At 35.8% G+C, this 19,356-nt stretch carries 21 protein-coding genes and 1 riboswitch; of the genes, 13 read left to right on the top strand and 8 right to left on the bottom strand.

Annotation, left to right across the window (positions count from 1 at the left end; genetic code table 11):
* Positions 1-13 precede the first annotated feature (13 nt).
* From dltD to HCB45_RS04930, 5 genes are read right to left on the bottom strand one after another with little or no spacing between them, the layout of a single operon-like run.
* Positions 14-1,288 (bottom strand): D-alanyl-lipoteichoic acid biosynthesis protein DltD, encoded by a 1,275-nt coding sequence (dltD, locus tag HCB45_RS04950; protein ID WP_185318391.1) that lies wholly within the window; start codon positions 1,286-1,288, stop codon positions 14-16.
* Positions 1,288-1,524 (bottom strand): D-alanine--poly(phosphoribitol) ligase subunit DltC, encoded by a 237-nt coding sequence (dltC, locus tag HCB45_RS04945; RefSeq protein WP_003761466.1) that lies wholly within the window; start codon positions 1,522-1,524, stop codon positions 1,288-1,290. The genes dltD and dltC overlap by 1 nt, the downstream gene beginning before the upstream one ends.
* A gap of 24 nt (positions 1,525-1,548) precedes the next feature.
* The gene (dltB, locus tag HCB45_RS04940) at positions 1,549-2,733 is read right to left on the bottom strand and encodes a D-alanyl-lipoteichoic acid biosynthesis protein DltB (protein ID WP_185318392.1); all 1,185 of its coding nucleotides are present in this window, start codon (positions 2,731-2,733) and stop codon (positions 1,549-1,551) included.
* The gene (gene dltA, locus HCB45_RS04935) at positions 2,730-4,262 is read right to left on the bottom strand and encodes a D-alanine--poly(phosphoribitol) ligase subunit DltA (protein WP_185619159.1); all 1,533 of its coding nucleotides are present in this window, start codon (positions 4,260-4,262) and stop codon (positions 2,730-2,732) included. Before dltA ends, dltB begins: the two co-directional genes overlap by 4 nt.
* Before the next feature lie 37 nt (positions 4,263-4,299).
* Complete coding sequence (locus tag HCB45_RS04930) at positions 4,300-4,446, bottom strand: teichoic acid D-Ala incorporation-associated protein DltX (protein ID WP_003761469.1); 147 nt, start codon at positions 4,444-4,446, stop codon at positions 4,300-4,302.
* A gap of 207 nt (positions 4,447-4,653) precedes the next feature.
* Between HCB45_RS04930 and rpiA the strand changes: the two genes are divergently transcribed.
* A complete protein-coding gene (gene rpiA / locus HCB45_RS04925; RefSeq protein ID WP_185318393.1) occupies positions 4,654-5,328 on the top strand; it encodes a ribose-5-phosphate isomerase RpiA in 675 nt (224 codons plus the stop codon).
* A 35-nt stretch (positions 5,329-5,363) separates the two neighbouring features.
* Here the strand turns inward: rpiA and HCB45_RS04920 are convergent, their stop codons facing one another.
* Positions 5,364-5,807: a GNAT family N-acetyltransferase gene (locus HCB45_RS04920; protein ID WP_185318394.1), complete on the bottom strand. Its 444-nt coding sequence runs from the start codon at positions 5,805-5,807 to the stop codon at positions 5,364-5,366.
* A 17-nt stretch (positions 5,808-5,824) separates the two neighbouring features.
* Positions 5,825-6,574, bottom strand: coding sequence for an alpha/beta hydrolase (locus HCB45_RS04915; RefSeq protein ID WP_185607646.1), 750 nt, complete (start codon positions 6,572-6,574; stop codon positions 5,825-5,827).
* 218 nt (positions 6,575-6,792) lie between these two features.
* Here HCB45_RS04915 and HCB45_RS04910 point away from each other — a divergent pair, with 218 nt between their 5' ends.
* From HCB45_RS04910 to HCB45_RS04900, 3 genes are all read left to right on the top strand, one after another.
* Positions 6,793-7,812 carry a branched-chain amino acid aminotransferase gene (locus HCB45_RS04910; protein WP_185607647.1) on the top strand — a complete coding sequence of 340 codons (1,020 nt, stop codon included), beginning with the start codon at positions 6,793-6,795 and terminating at the stop codon, positions 7,810-7,812.
* A 194-nt stretch (positions 7,813-8,006) separates the two neighbouring features.
* Positions 8,007-8,771: an ABC transporter ATP-binding protein gene (locus HCB45_RS04905; protein ID WP_185619069.1), complete on the top strand. Its 765-nt coding sequence runs from the start codon at positions 8,007-8,009 to the stop codon at positions 8,769-8,771.
* Complete coding sequence (locus HCB45_RS04900) at positions 8,768-9,520, top strand: ABC transporter permease (RefSeq protein WP_185318398.1); 753 nt, start codon at positions 8,768-8,770, stop codon at positions 9,518-9,520. Before HCB45_RS04905 ends, HCB45_RS04900 begins: the two co-directional genes overlap by 4 nt.
* Positions 9,521-9,557: 37 nt before the next feature.
* On the opposite strand, the gene HCB45_RS04895 is transcribed toward HCB45_RS04900, so the two are convergent.
* Positions 9,558-11,033 (bottom strand): LM6179_1298 family efflux MFS transporter, encoded by a 1,476-nt coding sequence (locus HCB45_RS04895; protein WP_185318399.1) that lies wholly within the window; start codon positions 11,031-11,033, stop codon positions 9,558-9,560.
* Positions 11,034-11,171: 138 nt separating this feature from the next.
* On the opposite strand from HCB45_RS04895, the gene HCB45_RS04890 reads away from it, so the two are divergent.
* The 9 genes from HCB45_RS04890 (at position 11,172) to HCB45_RS04850 (ending at position 19,079) form a co-directional block, all read left to right on the top strand.
* Positions 11,172-12,224, top strand: a complete 1,053-nt coding sequence (locus HCB45_RS04890) for a M42 family metallopeptidase (protein ID WP_185619067.1) — start codon at positions 11,172-11,174, stop codon at positions 12,222-12,224.
* A gap of 12 nt (positions 12,225-12,236) precedes the next feature.
* Positions 12,237-12,713 (top strand): glutathione peroxidase, encoded by a 477-nt coding sequence (locus HCB45_RS04885; protein ID WP_185318401.1) that lies wholly within the window; start codon positions 12,237-12,239, stop codon positions 12,711-12,713.
* 136 nt (positions 12,714-12,849) lie between these two features.
* The gene (locus tag HCB45_RS04880; RefSeq protein WP_185318402.1) at positions 12,850-13,305 is read left to right on the top strand and encodes a LytTR family DNA-binding domain-containing protein; all 456 of its coding nucleotides are present in this window, start codon (positions 12,850-12,852) and stop codon (positions 13,303-13,305) included.
* Positions 13,302-13,730 carry a DUF3021 domain-containing protein gene (locus HCB45_RS04875; protein ID WP_185318403.1) on the top strand — a complete coding sequence of 143 codons (429 nt, stop codon included), beginning with the start codon at positions 13,302-13,304 and terminating at the stop codon, positions 13,728-13,730. The genes HCB45_RS04880 and HCB45_RS04875 overlap by 4 nt, the downstream gene beginning before the upstream one ends.
* Positions 13,727-14,638, top strand: coding sequence for an ABC transporter ATP-binding protein (locus tag HCB45_RS04870; protein WP_185318404.1), 912 nt, complete (start codon positions 13,727-13,729; stop codon positions 14,636-14,638). Before HCB45_RS04875 ends, HCB45_RS04870 begins: the two co-directional genes overlap by 4 nt.
* Complete coding sequence (locus tag HCB45_RS04865; RefSeq protein ID WP_185607649.1) at positions 14,631-15,485, top strand: ABC transporter permease; 855 nt, start codon at positions 14,631-14,633, stop codon at positions 15,483-15,485. The genes HCB45_RS04870 and HCB45_RS04865 overlap by 8 nt, the downstream gene beginning before the upstream one ends.
* 81 nt (positions 15,486-15,566) lie before the next feature.
* Positions 15,567-17,135, top strand: coding sequence for a peptide chain release factor 3 (locus HCB45_RS04860; protein WP_003727054.1), 1,569 nt, complete (start codon positions 15,567-15,569; stop codon positions 17,133-17,135).
* A gap of 105 nt (positions 17,136-17,240) precedes the next feature.
* Positions 17,241-17,666 (top strand): MarR family winged helix-turn-helix transcriptional regulator, encoded by a 426-nt coding sequence (locus HCB45_RS04855; RefSeq protein WP_185619064.1) that lies wholly within the window; start codon positions 17,241-17,243, stop codon positions 17,664-17,666.
* 51 nt (positions 17,667-17,717) lie between these two features.
* Entirely contained in the window at positions 17,718-19,079 is a 1,362-nt protein-coding gene (locus HCB45_RS04850; protein ID WP_185318407.1) for an MATE family efflux transporter, read from the top strand.
* Between the two features lie 79 nt (positions 19,080-19,158).
* Positions 19,159-19,262, top strand: a riboswitch (yybP-ykoY riboswitch).
* Positions 19,263-19,356 lie beyond the last annotated feature (94 nt).

The following is a 19,356-nucleotide window of genomic DNA, read 5'->3' as shown; positions in this document are numbered from 1 at the left end:
AGTAGTATTTAAACTACTTCTGGATTTTTTTTGGTCCATTATCTAGGTGATTTTTAATGTAATAATCATCTGGCGTTATTTTATAGTTTGTTTCTACAGGCGAGTTTACAAAATCAGCAAGAACTTGGTCAATTTTTACCCAACCGCGCCAGCTTAAATGAATTGGATCTTCTAAAAAGAATGAATCATTTTGATATTCTTCGAGAGAGTAATACCGGAAGCCTTGACTCTCAATTTGTTGTTTGGTTTTAGCGTAGTAATCATCTAATCCTTGTTTGTTCATACCAATGTAGTCAATCCATTTGCCATTAATAGGTGGATTGATGAAAATAACATCAGCACCAGCTTTTTTGAAAGCGTCCATTAGAAGTTGCAAATCACCAAACTCTGGAGACTCATCATAACGCAAATCTTTTCGGCTGTCTTTTAACTTATCTTCAATTGGTTTGATTTTTTTCTGATAGTATTTTTCTTTCACTTGGAAAGGATTGTTACCAATACTTTTCTCGCCAGTTTCCTTTGCTAGATCATCTAGTTGTTTATAATCTAATTTTTCAGGAAGAGATTTTAGGCCTTTTTCAACACGTTCTTGTTTAGAACCAGAAATGGTTTTCGATTCTAAATCATCTTTGCGCTCTAAAATTTTCAGTTTGGCCTTACCGATAATGTTTACAATTTTTTGATCATGAGGCTTTTTAGGTCCTTTTGCGACGATGTTTTCAAGTAAATTCTTCAAAGTAGAGTCGCTTTGAACTACTTGAAACGATAATAATCTTTTAGCTGCATATCTGCGTTCAGGTGTATTTTTCGTTTCTTCTAATGCGAATTTATATGCATGAAGAGGAGAGAAGTTAGCACCAAACGATGGATCAGAAACTCCTTTAGGTTGGAACCATTGGGGAGACAAAACTACTGCTACTTTTTTGCCTCTTAAGTCATCACCCAGCGCGTTTACATCCAGAAAATGACTTAATGATTGAGTACCCGGCCGCCCTAATAGGAATGGGGTATAACCTTGATCATACTTTTTTGAGACTACACTAGGATGAAATGGGTCGACACGAGAAAGCTCCGAAGAACCATAAATTGGTAAATAATTACCTTCTTTTAAAGCTTCTTTTTGAATGTCTAAGCCTTGGATGACGTATTCGTTCATAGACGTAGCGCTTTTTTTTACAGTCTCCGAAGAAACATGAGAAAATAAGCTGCTAGGTCCAAATAGAACGAAAAGGAAAACCGCGAATGCGACCAGTAAAGGCCCAAATGTCATCCACAGCTTTTTTTTCATTATTTTAGCGCCTCAAGTTGTGTAATAATCATTTCCGGAGTAGCCCATTCGTCGCGGTCAAATTCTGAAACGGGTACAGTAATATCTAGTCTTGATTCAATTTCAATTAATAGTTGAACAGTTGCCATTGAATCTAGTAAACCTTCATCAAATAATTTGATATTTGTATTTTGGACAACTTCATCCGTTTCTGTAATTTCTTCTAAGATTTCTAATACATTTTCACGAAAAGCCATTTAAATTACCACCTTTAGTTAGTTTTAAAAATTAATTTTATCTAGAATACCTGAGAAAATCAGGAAGCCGAAACAAACAAATTGGAATGTAATAATAACACCGATAACATAAGTTATTTTGTTTTTCGGATAGAACTTATACTTTTTGTTAAAGCGTTCGATTAGGTCAAAACCAACAATTAAAGTAGCTTGGTAAAGCCCGTAAACGATGTAATACCAGTGAAGTCCGTGCCATACCCCCATAATGAAGAAGTTAACAAAATAAGCGATATAAGCGATAGTGAACTTACTTTTAAACCATTTCTTTTTTGTAAGCCAGAAGACAAAACGCATAAATACATAATCACGGAACCAGAAGGAAAGCGTCATATGCCAACGATTCCAGAATTCTTTAATGTTTCGTGCTGCAAATGGCTTATTAAAGTTCATCGGTGTTTGAACGCCAAACAGATAACTCACTCCGACAGCAAATGCACTATATCCTGCAAAGTCAAAGAATAAGTACATACTGTATGCATACATATAGCCAATCAAGCTTGTTGTTGTGTCAACATTATGGGTAATCGCGATGTCTAGTGGGACAACAAAATGTTTATTTACTAAGTATGCAATAATAAATTTATAGAGAAAACCAAGAAAGATAAGGAAAATTCCTCGATTTAGTAAAGCAACATAAGCTTCTTTACTAGGTGGATTATCTACGTCTTTTTTAAAGCGACGGAATCGGTCAATCGGTCCAGATGAAATAGTTGGGAAGAATAGTAAGAAATTGACAAAATCCCATGCATTGTATTGTTTTATTAAGTTGTCTCGTATTTCAATAATCATTTGTGTCGCTTTGAAAGTTAAGTACGAAATCCCCAGGAAACCAACCATTGTTACTTGGTCGCCTAAAATTGGAACTACTTTAGAAATTACAAGCGGGAGAATGGAAAGAATCACTGCTATGACAAAAACGCCGCCATGATTCTGTTTCTTCTCCTGCCGATAATGAAAATAAAGTCGTACAAGTGCAAGTTGCCAGAAAACAAAGAAGATAAAAGTAACTCCTTGGACTGGGTTTGCAGAAAATAAAAAGTATAAAAACACTAAAGTGACAAAAGCATTATATATCGGTAATCTTTTTCCTAACAAACCAGCTACTATGATAGGAATGAAAAATAGAAGAAGTACTCCAAAATAAAGAATTGTACCGTATGGTGTACTCACTTGTTGACCTCATTGTTAAGTGCTTTACGATCAATTTTGCCATTCATTGTTAACGGGAATTCCGTTTTATAAATCCATTTTCTTGGAATCATGTATGCTGGCATAAAGTCTTTCAATTCGTTTTTGATTGCTGCACTTAGCTGGTATTCCTTTTCAAAATCGTGGGAAGACGGGATGACCTGAGCGACCAACATATCAACCTTTTCATCTTTCATTTTAGGAATAATAGCGCAGTTTTGGATGTAACTTACTTTTTTTAGATTGTTTTCAATATCTTCAAGCTCAATTCTGTAACCATGAAGCTTAATTTGGAAGTCAAGCCGACCTTGGAAGAAGAGATAACCATCTTTTATAACACCAGAGTCACCAGTATGATAGGCTTGGTAACCTTTGTAATCAAAGAATACTTGGTCTGTTTTTTCTGGTTCATTTAAATAGCCTTTTGAGACACTAGCACCGATTAGGATGATTTCACCTTTTTCACCTTCAGGAAGTAATTCGCCAGTTTCTTGATTAACAATATGAAGTCGCATATCTGGCTTAATAACTCCAAGTGGTAGGCTTGGATAAGCATCAACCAACTCACGTGTTACTTTTACTTGTGTGACAGCAACTGTAGCCTCCGTCGGTCCATATGTGTTGTAAATGACTGCATCTGGGAAACGATCAAGTAGTTCGCTTGCTGTTTTCTTAGCAAGAACTTCACCACAGAATAGGAAACGTGTTAAATTAGGGTTATTTTCTTGGTTGAAATTATCATCAAGTAAACATAAGTCTGCAAATGACGGTGTAGAAACCCATACATCAAAATTTTGAGCAGGTATTTCGCGATATAAATCTTTCATATTAGCAGTGATTGTTTTATCTAGTGGTACAAGAGTTCCGCCTGAAAGTAAGCTTGGGTATAAGTCCATAACGGACAAGTCAAAGGAAAACGGCGCTTGGTTTAAGAAGCGTAATCCTTGTCTTAACGAGAAATCTTGTAAAATCCAATTGCTAAAACTAACTAAATTATTTTGGCTAATTTGAACGCCTTTAGGATTTCCTGTGCTTCCTGATGTATATATAATGTAGTAATTATCATCATTTTTAACACATTCATCTGGATCCGGTACTTCCCCAAAATGATTTTCCAAAGCATCAATCAATTGTTCTTGTCCTAGTATAGGGCAATCTGTAATTGTAAGATTATTTGGAAGTTCTTCTGTACAAATGAAGAGTGCAGGATTAGCTGCTTTCTTGATTTGTTCTATTCGTTCAACTGGCATAGAAACATCTACTGGAACATAGGCACGTCCAGATTTAATAATGCCTAAAAAAGTAATAATCATTAGTGGAGACATGTGTCCAAATACAATAACAGGTTTTTCTTTGTCAGAGTTTAAAGTGTTTAGTAGAAAAGAGCCGAATGCATCAGATTGCCGTTTTAGTTCTTTATAGGAAAGACGTGTCCCAGCATATTCATAGCAAGGGAAATCCGGTGTTTTTTCTGCCCATGCATCAATTCTTTCTATGATACTCGTTGTCATAATTGATATTCCCATTTTTTAACAGTCCTTTCTTTTTTTAGAATTCATTGTAAATAAATTTCGCGCCTTCAGGGTTTTTGAAACCATAAAACCATAGCAACCCAAGCAAAACAGTTAAGTAAAAAATAGTTTTCATAGTAAAAATAGTTGCTGGATGGTGCAAAAATAGTTTTACTTTATTCATAAATCCACCTCTTTATTATTTCAATTGTGTTACAAATATTAAAATTAAACTCTCAATACTTACTTACTGTAATACATTTGTCTTTAAATGTCTAATTACATTTTTGTAAGGTTAGAAAAATAAACTTACTTTCAACTTAAAAATAGGTAGCGTATAATGAAAATATTATTATAGTGTTGCTTTATTGCTTAAGTTGGGAGGAAAAAAATGGTTAACCAAAAGAAAATTGCTGGAGAAAAAGCATGTGAATGGGTGGAAGATGGAATGATTGTCGGGCTTGGAACAGGGAGTACTGTTTACTACACGATTGAAAAATTAGGAGAAATGGTGCAAAAAGGCTTAAATATAACTGGAGTTGCTACTTCTTTGGAAACGGAACGACAAGCTAAAACGTTAGGAATTCCGTTAAAACCTTTAAATGAGATTGTAAAAATTGATGTGACCATTGATGGCGCAGATGAGATTAATCAAGATTTTCAAGGAATAAAAGGAGGTGGCGGGGCACTTTTACGAGAAAAGATGGTTGCTCAAGCAAGTGGGAGGAATATTTGGGTTGTTGGGGAAGAGAAGCTTGTGAGAACATTAGGGAAATTTCCTTTGCCACTTGAAGTGATTCCTTTTGGATGGAAGCAAATTAAAAGGGAGTTGGAAAATGATGGAATTGAAACCATTTTGCGTAAACAGTCATCAGGAGAAATATATGAAACAAATAATGGAAATTATATTTTAGATATTGTAAATCAGACCTTTACTGATCCAAAAGCTTGGCACGAAAAATTAATTGAAATTCCTGGGATAATTGAGCATGGATTATTTCTTCATTATGTAGATATAATTATTTGTGGCAAAGCATCCGGAGAGATAGAAGTAATAAAAAAATAGTTATTTCTTCTATTACAAAGAAATAACTACTTTTATTAAGCTTCATAAATTAAGGTTTTTTGCATTTCTTTATGTTTAATTCCTGCATCTAAGAATATGTCAGAACAAGTTTTATAGCCTAATTTTTCATAAAATGGAATAGCTGTTAACTGGGCACCTAATTTTAGTGTTGTTAAACCGCGCGTTTTTGCTTCCAGTTCAATAGCTTCCATGATTCTTCGGCCGCTGCCGGAGCCACGAGCTATTTTTTGAGTGCAAATGCGTTCAACTTTACCGTAACCATCCTTTACGCGAAATCTGCCTGTCGCAAGTGCTGTGCCATCTTCAGCATAATCTACAAACATATCAACGGAAGCCATTTCATCAAATTCATCCCATTCCAATGCAGGATCTACATTTTGTTCGACAACGAAAACGTCATTTCGAATTTTTAATGCTGCTTGTTTACCTAGTTCATCTGTTACCTTTTTTACTGTCAAGTTGTTACCGTCCCTTCTTATGCGCGCATACTTTCTAAATCAAATGTATTTACTGGAAGCATAAATTGTAAGGATTCTTTAATAAAAGGCTGCCAGTACTTCCAACGATGATCGCCACTGAATACGCGGAAATAATAATCAAACCCCCGAGAGGTTAAAATTTGTTCTAAAGATTTATTTGGTGATAGAAAATCGAGTATTTCATCTCCAGTAGTTTCAACCGAAGTTTCTTGGTCACCAATAATATGGTAGATTTTTATTTTGGCAGGATCCGCTTTTTCTGCTAATGTAAGGATTGCATCGTCAACATAAGGAGAATGTAAAATAACATTACCGAATGTAAACGGAAATAGTAGTGCGGCTTTTAATGAGACAGATGCACCAAGGGAGTCACCCATAAGAAATCTACTCGTTGGCATTTGGAAAGAAGGAAAGCGTTCTTCAAGGTAAGGAACAAGTTCGAATGCTAGGAACCGGATGTATGCTTCATTTTGTTCACCATCTGGATGATACTTTTCTCGGCGATCCATAACAGTTTTGTAAGGAATGCCAATGAAAATGGCTTTTTGAATCTGCTCGTTTACCGCTAATTCTTCAGAGTGACGCGCTAGTTTACCAAACTGAAAATAATCTTTGCCATCTTGTACAATAAATAAAGGATATTTATAAAGTGGTGAAAAATCAGGAGGTAAGCAAATAATTAAATCGAGTTCCTCTCCTAACAATTTACTGTAAAATTTCTCATCTAACATTTTATGAGCTGTCATTTTCATTCTCTCCTTTCTTGAAATCCTTCCTTCTAAGATGATTGTTTTTTGAAAAGTTACTCTATTTTAGCATGAATGACGCTAAAAGAAAGAACATTTTGCCTATTTATTAGAAAAAATTTTCTTTTTCATAGGACTTCACTGCAATATTACCGTTTATTGTGCTATACTGAAACATACAATAATTCTGATTTATCGATAGAAAGTGGGGATTTTGAATGAGTAAAGATATTGACTGGAGTAATCTAGGGTTTAGTTATATTAAAACGGATAAACGTTATATTTCACATTGGAAAGACGGAGCATGGGATGAGGGTACTTTAACAGAGGATAATACGCTTCATATTAGTGAAGGCTCTACGGCACTTCATTATGGACAACAATGTTTTGAAGGTTTGAAAGCATATCGTTGTAAGGATGGTTCCATTAACCTTTTTCGTCCGGATCGTAACGCTGCCCGTATTCAAAAAAGTTGTGAACGTTTATTAATGCCTCATATTCCAACAGAAAAATTTATTGATGCTTGTATGCAAGTTGTTCGTGCAAATGAAGAATTTGTTCCACCTTATGGTACTGGTGCAACTCTTTATTTACGACCGTTTGTAATTGGAGTAGGCGATAATATTGGCGTTCATGCAGCTCCAGAATATATTTTCTCTGTTTTCTGTTCCCCAGTTGGACCTTATTTCAAAGGCGGAATGGCACCAACTAACTTTATCGTTTCTGACTTTGACCGTGCCGCTCCAAATGGAACAGGTGCAGCAAAAGTAGGCGGTAACTATGCAGCAAGTTTACTACCAGGCCAAGATGCGAAAAATCGTAATTTTGGGGATTGTATATACTTGGATCCAGCTACACATACAAAAATTGAAGAAGTTGGGTCTGCTAATTTCTTTGGTATTACAAAAGACGATAAATTTATTACACCGTATTCTCCTTCTATTTTGCCAAGTATCACGAAATATTCATTACTTTATTTGGCAGAGCACCGTTTAGGTTTAAAAGCAGAAGAAGGCGATGTATTTATTGATAAGTTAGATGACTTTAAGGAAGCAGGTGCATGTGGAACCGCCGCAGTTATCACACCAATTGGTGGTATTCAAACAAAAGGTGACTTCCATGTGTTTTACAGTGAAACGGAAGTAGGACCAGTAACGAAACGTCTATTTGATGAATTATGTGGCATTCAATTTGGAGATGTAGAAGCTCCAGAAGGTTGGATTTATAAAGTGAAATAATGACAAACCGTCCGTTTATCGGGCGGTTTTTTTATGCTTAAATTTAGCTAATTTATTATTTAAAAAAGAATATAAGTTTTTTGTTGACAGTACATCAACTAAGTGTTACTATATAGTGGTAATAAGTGATACAGAATACCTGCAATACTAAGTAGTGAAATAAAATAGGAAATTAGAAGGAAGGGTGAGTTCGAATGAACGAATGGATGATTGAAGCTAGAGGGTTAAGAAAGTCTTTCAAAAAAACTGAAGTCTTAAAGGGCGTTGATTTTGGAGTAAGGCGCGGTGAGATTTTTGCTTTACTCGGCTCTAACGGCGCTGGAAAAACAACGACTATTCAAATTTTAACTACACTTTTGAAAGCAGATAATGGAAAAGCGAGTGTTGCTGGATTAGATGTTACAAAGGAACCAGAGAAAGTTAGGGAGCATATTAGTCTTACAGGACAATTTGCCGCAGTAGATGGTTTACTAACTGGTCGTGAGAATATTTTACTCATTGCAAAATTACGAGGAGTAGAAAATCCTAATCAAACTGCTAAAGATTTACTGGCTCGTTTTGGCTTAGAAAAAGCTTCAGACCGGAGAGCAGACACATATTCAGGAGGGATGATGAGACGTCTTGATATTGCTATGAGCTTAGTGGGTTCTCCAGATGTGATTTTTCTTGATGAGCCAACGACTGGTCTTGATCCTGAGGGACGCATTGAAGTATGGAAAACAATTAAAGCACTTTCTGATGGAGGAACTACTATTTTACTGACGACACAGTATTTAGATGAAGCAGAACAACTTGCTAATAGAATTGCAATCCTTCACGGCGGAACAATTATTGCAAATGGTACTTTAGAGGAGCTAAAAAAATTGTTTCCACCAGCTGAAGTTGAATATGTTGAGAAACAACCATCGCTAGAAGAAATTTTCTTAGCAATTATTAATGGTAAGGAGGGAGTAAAATGAAAGCAATTCGAGATACAAGCATCTTATTTGGTCGCTCGATGCGTCACATTTTGCGTAGTCCAGATACAATTATTACTGTCGCAATTATACCAATTATGATTATGTTGATGTTCGTCTATGTATTAGGTGGAGCGATTCAAACCGGAACAGATAACTATGTTGATTACTTGTTACCAGGGATTATTTTAATGGCAATTGCAAGTGGGATAGCTTATACGGCAGTAAGATTATTTACAGATGTGCAAAAAGGTTTATTCCAGCGATTTCATTCTATGCCGATTAGTCGTTCTTCGGTATTATGGGGACATGTTTTAACTTCATTGGTTTCTAATGCAATTTCAGTTATTCTAATTATTCTTGTTGCTTTATTAATTGGATTTAGATCTTCTGCGGGAATTTTAGAATGGCTTGCAGTAGCAGGAATACTACTACTTTTTACGCTGGCATTGACTTGGGTTGCAGTTATTCCGGGATTAACTGCAAAATCGGTTGACGGAGCAAGCGCGTTCTCGTATCCACTGATTTTCTTACCTTTTATAAGTTCTGCTTTTGTTCCTACTGATACAATGCCAACTGCGGTTCGCGTATTTGCAGAAAATCAACCAGTTACTTCTATTGTAGATACAATTCGAGCATTGCTATATTCAGGGTCAGTTGGTAATGAAATCTGGATTGCACTTGCTTGGTGTGTTGGAATTACAGTTGTAGCTTATATATTTGCTGTATTAAAATATAAGAAAACAATTTAAAAAAACAGGATTGGCTCAAAAGAGTCAATCCTGTTTTTTAATTTTCACCAGAAATATGTTTTTTTGGTAAAATGAAATGGATAAAATAACTAACAATACAACAAGCAAACATTACCCAGAAAACCATATGAAGGCCACTATATAAAATATCTCTGAGTGGTTCGATTAGGTCGGGATTAACATTTCCTGAAGTTTGCGGGCTAATTAGCTGATTTAAATTACTACGATTTACTTCGGTTCCAGCTGCTGCACGGAACTGCGTTGTTAATACAGAGTTGAAAATAGTTCCAAAAACAGCGACACCAATTGTTTGGCCAACCGTTCTAAAAAGTGTATTAGAAGCAGTAGCAATACCAGTTTGGAACCTTGGTACTGCATCTTGAACGGTTACGGTTGTAGTAGTAAAAATAATTCCAAAACCAAATCCCATAAAGGCACTATTTAAATAGAAGAAGATGTCATTTGTGGAAGCTGGGAATAAAGCTAAAATAAGTCCACTTGCAGCTGTTATTAATACACCGATTCCGACTGTATGGCGATTTCCAAGTGTCATTAAAAGCTTTCCGCCAATAAATGAACCGATAATCCACGTGACGGAAAGTGGTGCAAGCATAAATCCAGCAATAGTGGCCCCGTGACCAAGCATTCCTTGCGCCCACATTGGAATATAAACATTAATACCAATTAAAAAGGCACTAATTAGAAAACCAATTAAGTTTCCAATTAAAACAACAGGATTTTTAAATAATACAAATGGCATAATCGGATCTTTGGCACGTTTTTCGACAAAATAAAAAGCAACAAATAATAGTATCGAAACGGCAAAAAGAATGACTACGAGCGGTTCTGTCCAGTTGAGTGATTCTCCAGCTCGCTGTAATGCAAATAATAATCCTAAAAGTGCTACTGTAAATAAAGAGGCACCAAGATAATCAATTGGTAATTTGACGCGTTCGACTTCTTCACGTAAATAAAGCAGAATAAGTAAGATAGTTAGAAGTCCGATTGGCACATTAATAAAGAAAATCCAATGCCATGAAAGTTGGTCTACTAAAAAACCACCCACGAGCGGCCCGAAAACACCTGCAATACCCCAGGCTGAACCCATGAAACCAAGTACTTTTGCTCGTTTTTCAAATGGGTAGACGTCTGCAATAATTGTCATTGTAGATGGTAAAATCCCGCCTGCTCCAATACCTTGAATCGCGCGAAAAATAATTAATTGCTCCATATTTTGTGCAAATCCACAAAGTGATGAACCAATGATAAAAATAATTGTCGCAATTACAAAGATATTTTTTCGTCCATACAAATCAGACAGTTTTCCATAAATAGGAACGGTCACTGCTGATGTTAGTAAATAAACAGAAAAAATCCAGTTCATTAACTCTATGCCGTCCAACTGACTTACAATCGTTGGCATCGCAGTACTCACGATGGTACCCTCAATAGCTGCCATAAATGTTGCGACAAATACGGCGATGGTAACGGCTTTTACTTTTGTTTGTTCCAAAAAATTCCCTCCCTTTTCATCTACCGAATTATAGCATAAAAAAGAACGGATTTGGGGAAAATTAATCTTAAGAAATGCGTTAGGTGAAGATAAGCGCTATAATATAATAGAATAAAGCGAACTAAAGGAGGAATTTTTTTGAGTTACGAACCAAATACAACGCAAACAATGAAAAAAATTAAAGAGTTAACTTCTATCCCAAGTCCAACAGGGAATACTGGGAAAATCATCGAAAAATTAGTGAGAGATTTAGAAGCTTCTAACATCCCGTATAAATTAAACAATAAAGGCGGATTAATTGTAACTCTCAAAGGAAAAGATGACTCTAAACATCGTATGCTGACGGCGCATGTTGATACGTTAGGCGCGATGGTAAAAGAAATTAAAGCTGATGGAAGATTACTCTTAACTTTAATTGGTGGCTATCGTTTTAATGCAATTGAAGGGGAATATTGTACGATTGAAACAAGTGAAGGCGATTTATATAGCGGAACAATTCTCATGCATCAAACCTCCGTTCACGTATATAAAGACGCTGGTACGGCTGAACGTAATGATAAAAATATGGAAGTTCGCTTGGACGAAAAAGCGTTAGATGCTGAGAAAGTTCGTGCTCTTGGAATAGAAGTTGGTGATTTTGTTTCTTTTGATTCACGCGTTCAAATTATTAATGATGAATATATTAAATCTCGCCATTTGGATGATAAAGCAAGTGTGGCGATTTTATTACAACTTATTAACCATGTTCATGAAAATAAATTAGAGTTACCACACACAACCCATTTTCTTATCTCTAATAATGAAGAAATTGGCTATGGTGGTAATTCTAACATTCCGACCGAAACAGTGGAATATTTAGCTGTCGACATGGGAGCGCTTGGTGATGGTCAAACGTCAGATGAATATACTGTTTCTATTTGCGCAAAAGACGGAAGTGGCCCATATCACCTTGGCTTACGCAAACATTTAGTGGAGCTTGCCAAAAAGAACAATATTGATTATAAAGTGGATATTTATCCGTTTTATGCATCTGATGCGAGTGCGGCGATTAATGCTGGGAACGATATTATTCACGGTTTGATTGGACCAGGAATTGATGCTAGCCATGCATACGAACGAACACACCGCGACTCCCTTTATCATACAGAAAAATTAGTTTATGCTTATTTATTTTCGAATATATTGAAATAGGAGGAATTCTATATGAATGTCCATGATTTTTCTGAAAAAGCAATGAATGGTAAAGAAATAGCATTAAGTGATTATAAAGGCAAAGTTTTACTCATTGTAAACACTGCAAGCAAATGTGGTTTAACGCCCCAACTTGAAGGTCTTGAGAAAATGTATAAGAAACTTGGAAGCGATAATTTTGAAATTCTCGGTTTCCCGTGCAATCAGTTTTTACGTCAAGATCCTGGTAGTGATGAAGAGATTTTAGAATTTTGTCAAATGAATTACGGCGTGACCTTTCAAATGTTCTCTAAAATTAAAGTCAAAGGTAAAGATGCTAACCCGCTTTATAAATATTTAACCGAACAAACGGGAGGCAAAAAAGTAGAATGGAACTTTGCAAAATTTCTCATTGATGAAAATGGAGACATTGTTGAACGCTTCCCATCAAAAATGAAACCAGAAGATTTTGAGGATAAAGTGGAAGCGCTCGTTACAAAAGTAAAATAAAGAATAAAACTCGGTAGGAAATAATCAACTACCGAGTTTTTTTGCATCTTAGGCAGGTTAAATTGCAAGTTACATAAATCAGCTTGTAGTTTTTGGTATAGTGTTTATAATAAGAAGAAAAAAGGGAGGCAACTAGATGAAATTCCATGTAAAGCAAAATAATAATTTAGCGATTGATGAAGTAGACATATATTGCCACCCAAATAATCTAGAAGAAGTAAATAATATAGTGATGGGGCTGGAAGAGCAAACGGAAAAAATCTCTGTCAAAAAAGACGGGGCCACCTATTTGCTCGCTCAAAAAAAGATTTTATATTTTGAAGCTGTAGAAAGTAAGATTTTTGTATATACAGAAAAAGACGTATATGAAACGACTTGGAAATTATATGAGTTAGAAGAAAAGTTCAAAGATAGCTCCTTTTTCAGATGTTCGAAATCTATGATTTTAAATATCGAATGGATTGAAAGAATTGCGCCTGGCTTCCACGGGAAATTCGAAGCAAAACTTTTTAATAGAGAAAAAGTAATAATTTCTAGACAATATGCCAAAGTCTTAAAACAAAAATTAAACTTGGGAGGGAAGCGTAAATGAGTACAAAATTAATTCAATTTATTCAATCAGCGTGTATTATTTTCACAGCTTCCATTGTCACGATGATTTGTTCATATATTGCAACCGGAGAATCTGAAATAGTAGCAATTCGCGACATTTTTATTATGTTAGGTTTTAGTATTATTACTACTTTAGTTCAACAATTACTTTTTACCCATTCGATAAAAACAAAATTCGCTTTTTATAGCCGTTTAATTGTTTTTTTCTTGTTTATAGGTGTAGCAATTTTAGGTCTTGGTTGGTTGCTTAATTGGTATCATACATTAGCTGGATTTATGATTATTTTTGGCTTTATTTGTGTGACTTTTCTTGTAATGCACATTTTCTTCAGCTTCAGAGATGCGAAATTTAGTAATGAAATTAATCAAAAACTAGCAGAAATGCGAGAAAGGGAGACAAAATGATAAAATTAACAAATGTAGTTAAAACGTTTGGAAAAGTAGAAGCAGTTAAAGGAATTAATTTAGAAGTTGAAAAAGGCTCATTGTTTGCTTTCTTAGGAGAGAACGGGGCAGGGAAATCAACTACGCTTAGCATGATTTGCACAGAAAGCGAGCCAACATCTGGAGAAATTTTTATTGATGATGAAAAATTGACCTTTAAAAACAGAAAAATCTTTAGACAAAAGTTAGGCGTTGTTTTTCAAGAAAATGTTTTGGATGATTTACTGACTGTGCGTGAGAACTTATATAATCGTGCAAGCTTATATGGAAAAACAAAAGCTGAAATTGCTGAGCGTTTAGAACTTGTTTCTTCTATTATGGGAATTGAAGACATATTAAATCGCCGCTTTGAAAAACTTTCTGGAGGACAAAAACGCCGAGCTGAAATTGCGAGAGCCCTTATGCATAATCCGGAAATCTTACTACTAGATGAACCAACTACTGGACTAGATCCTAAAACTCGGGTGAGTGTGTGGAAAATTATTGATTATTTGCGAGAAGAGCTTGGAATGACTGTGTTTTTAACAACGCATTATTTAGAAGAAGCGAAAGATGCGGATCAGCTGGCAGTTATCCACAAGGGGAACATTATTGCTCAAGGGACCCCCGCTAATATTAGAAGCCGCTTTTCGGTAGATAAAATATTCTTTTATGATGCAAATGTTAAAGAACTTCAAGCAATTATTGAAAAAGCGAATCTACCTTATAAAATCTCAAAAGAAACGATGCGTGTTGACGTAATAGATGAAAATATCGAAATTTTGGCTATTTTGAATCAAGCAACAGGGCTTTACGGTTCTTTTGAAGTAATTAAAGGAAATCTTGATGATGCGTTTATTTCAATGATTAAGGAGGATTCAAATGATTAGTCGTAATTTAAAAATCTATTTCCGTGATAGAACAGCTGTGTTTATGTCATTGCTTACTGTTTTAATTATCGTTGGATTATACGCTATTTTTCTAGGAAATAATATGGAAGAAATGTTTAAACAAGCTTCTGGAAAAACTATAGGTATACAAGAATTAGTAAATACTTGGGTGATTGCTGGAATTTTATCTATTACGCCGGTTACGGTTTCTCTAGCAGTTTTTTCATTAAAAGTATACGATGAGGAACGGAGCATTGCCAGAAGTTTTGCAATAACTCCTGCTTCCAGATGGCGTATTGTCGCAAGTTATATTGTTAGTGGTTTAGTTGCTTCTTTTATTCTTTCACTTATTACACTTTTTGTTGGTGAAATGTACATTTGGTTGATGGGCGGGGAGTTTTTACCATTTGAAAGTTGGATTAGTTTAATCGGCATTATTTTAATTAATGTTCTATGTTGTAGTAGCATTATGTTTTTTATTGCAAGTTTAGTGAAAAAAGCGAGTGCATTTAGTTCTGTTTCAACAATTGTGGGAACTGTTATCGGGTTTATTGCTGGGATTTATTTACCAATTGGTTCTCTACCGGCAGCGGTTCAGACTGCAATGAAATGTTTTCCTTTTACCTACGGAGCATCTACTATTCGAGAAATAATGACAAAAGAACCATTACAACAAGTTTTCTCAGGTAATACAAAAGCAATGGATGCAACAAAAGAAATGATTGGTATTACCATTTATTGGGGAGACAAAACAGTTACAACAGGAATTAGTTTACTTATTTTAATTGCCTGTGCAGTCGTGTTTGGAGTGTTAGCAGTTCTTCTAATGAAACGACAAACAAAATAATTTATGAATAAAAAATCAGCCGATATTCTCCTAGTTATGCTATACTAATGGAATGTGAATGAATCTAGGAGGAAAATAACAATGAGTCAAGATTTGCAAAAAGAAGTTGCTTCACGCAAGACGTTTGCGATTATTTCTCACCCAGATGCTGGGAAAACGACGATTACGGAACAATTACTATTATTCGGTGGCGTTATTCGTTCAGCTGGGACTGTAAAGGGAAAGAAATCTGGCAAGTTTGCGACAAGTGACTGGATGGAAATTGAAAAACAACGTGGGATCTCGGTAACGAGTTCTGTGATGCAATTTGATTATAATGGTTCAAGAATTAATATTTTGGATACACCAGGTCACTCGGATTTTAGTGAAGACACGTACCGGACGTTAATGGCGGTTGATAGTGCTGTCATGGTTATTGATGCTGCGAAAGGTATCGAAGCTCAAACACTTAAACTATTCAAAGTTTGTCGAATGCGCGGAATTCCGATTTTTACCTTTATCAATAAAATGGACCGTCAAGGGAAAATGCCACTGGAACTACTTGCTGAATTAGAAGAAGTTCTTGGTATTGAATCATACCCAATGAACTGGCCGATTGGGATGGGAAAAGAGCTTGCTGGACTTTATGACCGTTACCATCGTGTGATTGAGCAGTATCGTTCAGAAGAAGATGAGCGTTTCTTACCACTTGGTGAGGATGGGGATTTGAAGGAAGCGCACGCTATTCAAAAATCACTTTATTACGATCAAGCTTTGGAAGAAATTATGCTACTTGATGAAGCTGGTAATGACTTTAGCCGTGAACGTATTATTGCGGGGGAGCAAACACCAGTATTCTTCGGAAGTGCTTTAACTAACTTTGGTGTAGAAACTTTCTTACGTACTTTTGTTGATTTTGCGCCATCACCTTCAAGCCATGAATCAAATGAAGGTGTTATCGAAGCGGATAATCCAAAGTTTTCTGGTTTTATTTTCAAAATCCAAGCGAACATGAACCCTGCTCACCGGGACCGGATTGCTTTTATTCGAATCTGTTCAGGCGAATTTGAACGCGGCATGAACGTTACGTTAACGCGAACTGGAAAAAGTATGAAGCTTGCGAACTCAACGCAGTTTATGGCGGATGACCGGGAAACCGTAAATCGTGCTGTTGCTGGTGATATTATCGGTTTGTACGACACGGGTAACTACCAAATTGGTGATACGATTACTAATGGCAGTAAAAAGCTTGAATTTGAAAAACTTCCGCAGTTTACACCGGAATTATTTATGCGTGTTTATGCAAAAAATGTCATGAAACAAAAGCATTTCCATAAAGGTGTTGAGCAACTCGTTCAAGAAGGTGCAATTCAATTATTTAAAACTTGGCGTACGGAAGAATATATCATTGGAGCAGTGGGTCAGCTGCAATTTGAAGTATTCGAACATAGAATGCGCGGAGAATATAATTCAGAAATCCGTATGGAACCAATCGGTAAAAAAATCGCTCGTTGGGTGAAAGAAGAAGACGCAGACGAAAAACTTTCCACAGCGAGAAGCATGCTCGTGAAAGACCGTTTTGATCAACCGCTATTCTTATTCGAAAATGAATTTGCAATCAATTGGTTTAATGATAAAAATCCAGATATCGAATTAACTTCATTATTATAAAAGTTGCAACCTATTTGTATTTTCGCAAATAGGTTGTTTTTTCTTGACAATTTTTTGAAACGCGCTATAATTAGTTAGAATTCTAATTAATAAGGAGGAATACTCGTGAGAAGAGAGAAGACGATGGATACGTTAGTTCGTTCGATTATGATTAAATCCAAACGAAAAATGGACGCAAAAGTAGCTCAATTCGGGCTGACCACACAACAAGCTAGAGTTCTAGGATTTTTAAATGATAATGCGGCAAATGAAATTATCCAAAAGGATCTTCAGCGAATCTTTCAAACACGAGGTGCAAGTATTACTAGCCTCATTCAAGGTCTCGAGAAAAAGCAATTAATTTCTCGTAAACCTAGCATTCGAGATGGCAGAGAAAAAGTCGTCACTTTAACCGAAGAAGGGAAACGAATTGTGGACGAATTTAATGAATCCTTCCCGCGTGAAGATGATAAAGCGAAAAAAATTCTTTCCGCTGATGAGTATAAAATCTTTATTAATCTACTTAGTAAAATTGACGACAACACAGAATAAAAAATTTAACTATATAGTTAGAATTCTAACTAATTTTGAGGGGGAAACAAAATGAAACATTCAGATAACTATTATTTAACAAAAGCGAGTATTCCTAAAGCGATAGCGCACTTATCTATTCCGATGATGCTTGGAATGTCTGTAGGGGTCATTTACAATATTATTAATGCGTTCTTTATTGGTTTATTGCATGATACATCGATGTTAACCGCCGTGACACTTGGATTACCAATGTTCACTGTGTTGATGGCGATTGGCAATATGTTTGGAGTCGGTGGTGGAACGTATATTTCACGCTTGCTTGGGAAAGAGGAGGGAATAAAGGCAAAACAAGTATCCGCCTTTGTTTTATATGGAAGTTTAGTGTTAGGCATTATCTGTGCGATTTTGCTGGGCTTTTTGATTAATCCAGTCACTCACTTTCTTGGGGCAGATGTAACGAGTTTTTTACACACGAAAAATTATACGTTGGCGCTTTTAATTTGTAGTCCGTTTATTATTGCGAATTTTGCTTTAGAACAAGTGGTTCGGGCTGAGGGAGCTTCGCGGATTTCTATGAATGGGATGCTGATTGGCACGGTGGTTAATTTAGTATTTGATCCATTGCTTATTTTGTATTTTGATTTTAATGTGGTGGGGGCCGCAGTTTCGGTAGGATTAGCAAGCTTAGTTTCGCTGATTTACTATGCGTGGTATTTAGAGAAGAAAAGTGATTATTTATCCATCCGTTTTAAATGGTTTCAAGCAACAAAAGAAATCGTTCAAAATGTGTTTAAAATTGGTGTTTCAGAGTTGCTTTTATCGTTATTCCTCATTGTGACAACGCTCGTATTAAATCACTATTCGATGATTTACGGGGAAGGGGTGGTTGCAGGTTTTGGTGTAGCACTTCGCGTGGTGCAGCTCCCTGAATTTATTTGTATGGGACTTTACATGGGAATTATTCCGCTGTTAGCTTATAATTACGGTTCGGGTAATATTGTGCGGTTTGAAAAAGCAATACGGGCTACTGCAATTAGTATCGGGCTTATTGTGCTCTTGCTTTCGAGCCTTGTATTCCTCTTCCGTTTCCAAGTGATGCATCTATTTAGCGACAGTCAAAGTGTGATAACGCTTGGTGTGCATATTATGGTTGCGATGCTGATTTCTTCTCTTTTCAGTGGATTTACAGGACTGTTTACAAGTACTTTTCAGGCAATTGGCAAAGCTATTCCGGCTACGATTATGTCAGTTTCACAAGGCATTATTTTTATTCCAGTCATCATTTTAGGACAACATTATTTCGGACTTATGGGCGTGATTTGGTCCTTAACAGCTACTGAAATTCTGACATGTATCATCGGTGTGACACTATTCACAATCCACAATATCAAAATAGCTAGTAGCGCAAAAACGAAAGACTTAGCTGTTTAAAAAGTTTGTGAGAAAAATTAGTTGACGTGAAGTTCTATCTTATGGTATTATTCTCTAGGTAATCATATATCGTTCTTTGACAAATGTCAGAGGGGAGTAGCGCTGATTAGTTTTTAATCAGGATAAAGTCGTCATTACATGATAGAGATATCATCGGTTTTATCACATTTAATCTTAAATGTTAGCGAGACCTTTGCCTTTACGGGCAGGTCTCGCTTTTTTGTTTCTTCAAAATAGGAGATCTTTGACATTTTAATAGAACAAAGGAGGAAAAGAA

The sequence above is a fragment of the Listeria farberi genome, from assembly GCF_014229245.1.
Taxonomy (GTDB): Bacteria; Bacillota; Bacilli; order Lactobacillales; family Listeriaceae; genus Listeria; species Listeria farberi.
The sequence above is the reverse complement of the archived record's forward strand: the minus strand, read 5'-3'. Positions and strand labels throughout refer to the sequence as shown.

Excerpts from the sequence above, each read along its gene's own strand:
- rpiA (WP_185318393.1), top strand. The coding sequence starts at position 4,654 with ATGGTTAACCAAAAGAAAATTGCTGGAGAAAAAGCATGTGAATGGGTG.
- HCB45_RS04905 (WP_185619069.1), top strand. The coding sequence starts at position 8,007 with ATGAACGAATGGATGATTGAAGCTAGAGGGTTAAGAAAGTCTTTCAAA.
- HCB45_RS04915 (WP_185607646.1), bottom strand. The coding sequence starts at position 6,574 with ATGACAGCTCATAAAATGTTAGATGAGAAATTTTACAGTAAATTGTTA.
- dltC (WP_003761466.1), bottom strand. The coding sequence starts at position 1,524 with ATGGCTTTTCGTGAAAATGTATTAGAAATCTTAGAAGAAATTACAGAA.
- HCB45_RS04865 (WP_185607649.1), top strand. The coding sequence starts at position 14,631 with ATGATTAGTCGTAATTTAAAAATCTATTTCCGTGATAGAACAGCTGTG.
- HCB45_RS04885 (WP_185318401.1), top strand. The coding sequence starts at position 12,237 with ATGAATGTCCATGATTTTTCTGAAAAAGCAATGAATGGTAAAGAAATA.
- HCB45_RS04910 (WP_185607647.1), top strand. The coding sequence starts at position 6,793 with ATGAGTAAAGATATTGACTGGAGTAATCTAGGGTTTAGTTATATTAAA.
- dltA (WP_185619159.1), bottom strand. The coding sequence starts at position 4,262 with ATGACAACGAGTATCATAGAAAGAATTGATGCATGGGCAGAAAAAACA.
- HCB45_RS04930 (WP_003761469.1), bottom strand. The coding sequence starts at position 4,446 with ATGAATAAAGTAAAACTATTTTTGCACCATCCAGCAACTATTTTTACT.
- HCB45_RS04880 (WP_185318402.1), top strand. The coding sequence starts at position 12,850 with ATGAAATTCCATGTAAAGCAAAATAATAATTTAGCGATTGATGAAGTA.
- HCB45_RS04870 (WP_185318404.1), top strand. The coding sequence starts at position 13,727 with ATGATAAAATTAACAAATGTAGTTAAAACGTTTGGAAAAGTAGAAGCA.
- HCB45_RS04875 (WP_185318403.1), top strand. The coding sequence starts at position 13,302 with ATGAGTACAAAATTAATTCAATTTATTCAATCAGCGTGTATTATTTTC.
- dltD (WP_185318391.1), bottom strand. The coding sequence starts at position 1,288 with ATGAAAAAAAAGCTGTGGATGACATTTGGGCCTTTACTGGTCGCATTC.
- HCB45_RS04900 (WP_185318398.1), top strand. The coding sequence starts at position 8,768 with ATGAAAGCAATTCGAGATACAAGCATCTTATTTGGTCGCTCGATGCGT.
- HCB45_RS04860 (WP_003727054.1), top strand. The coding sequence starts at position 15,567 with ATGAGTCAAGATTTGCAAAAAGAAGTTGCTTCACGCAAGACGTTTGCG.
- HCB45_RS04850 (WP_185318407.1), top strand. The coding sequence starts at position 17,718 with ATGAAACATTCAGATAACTATTATTTAACAAAAGCGAGTATTCCTAAA.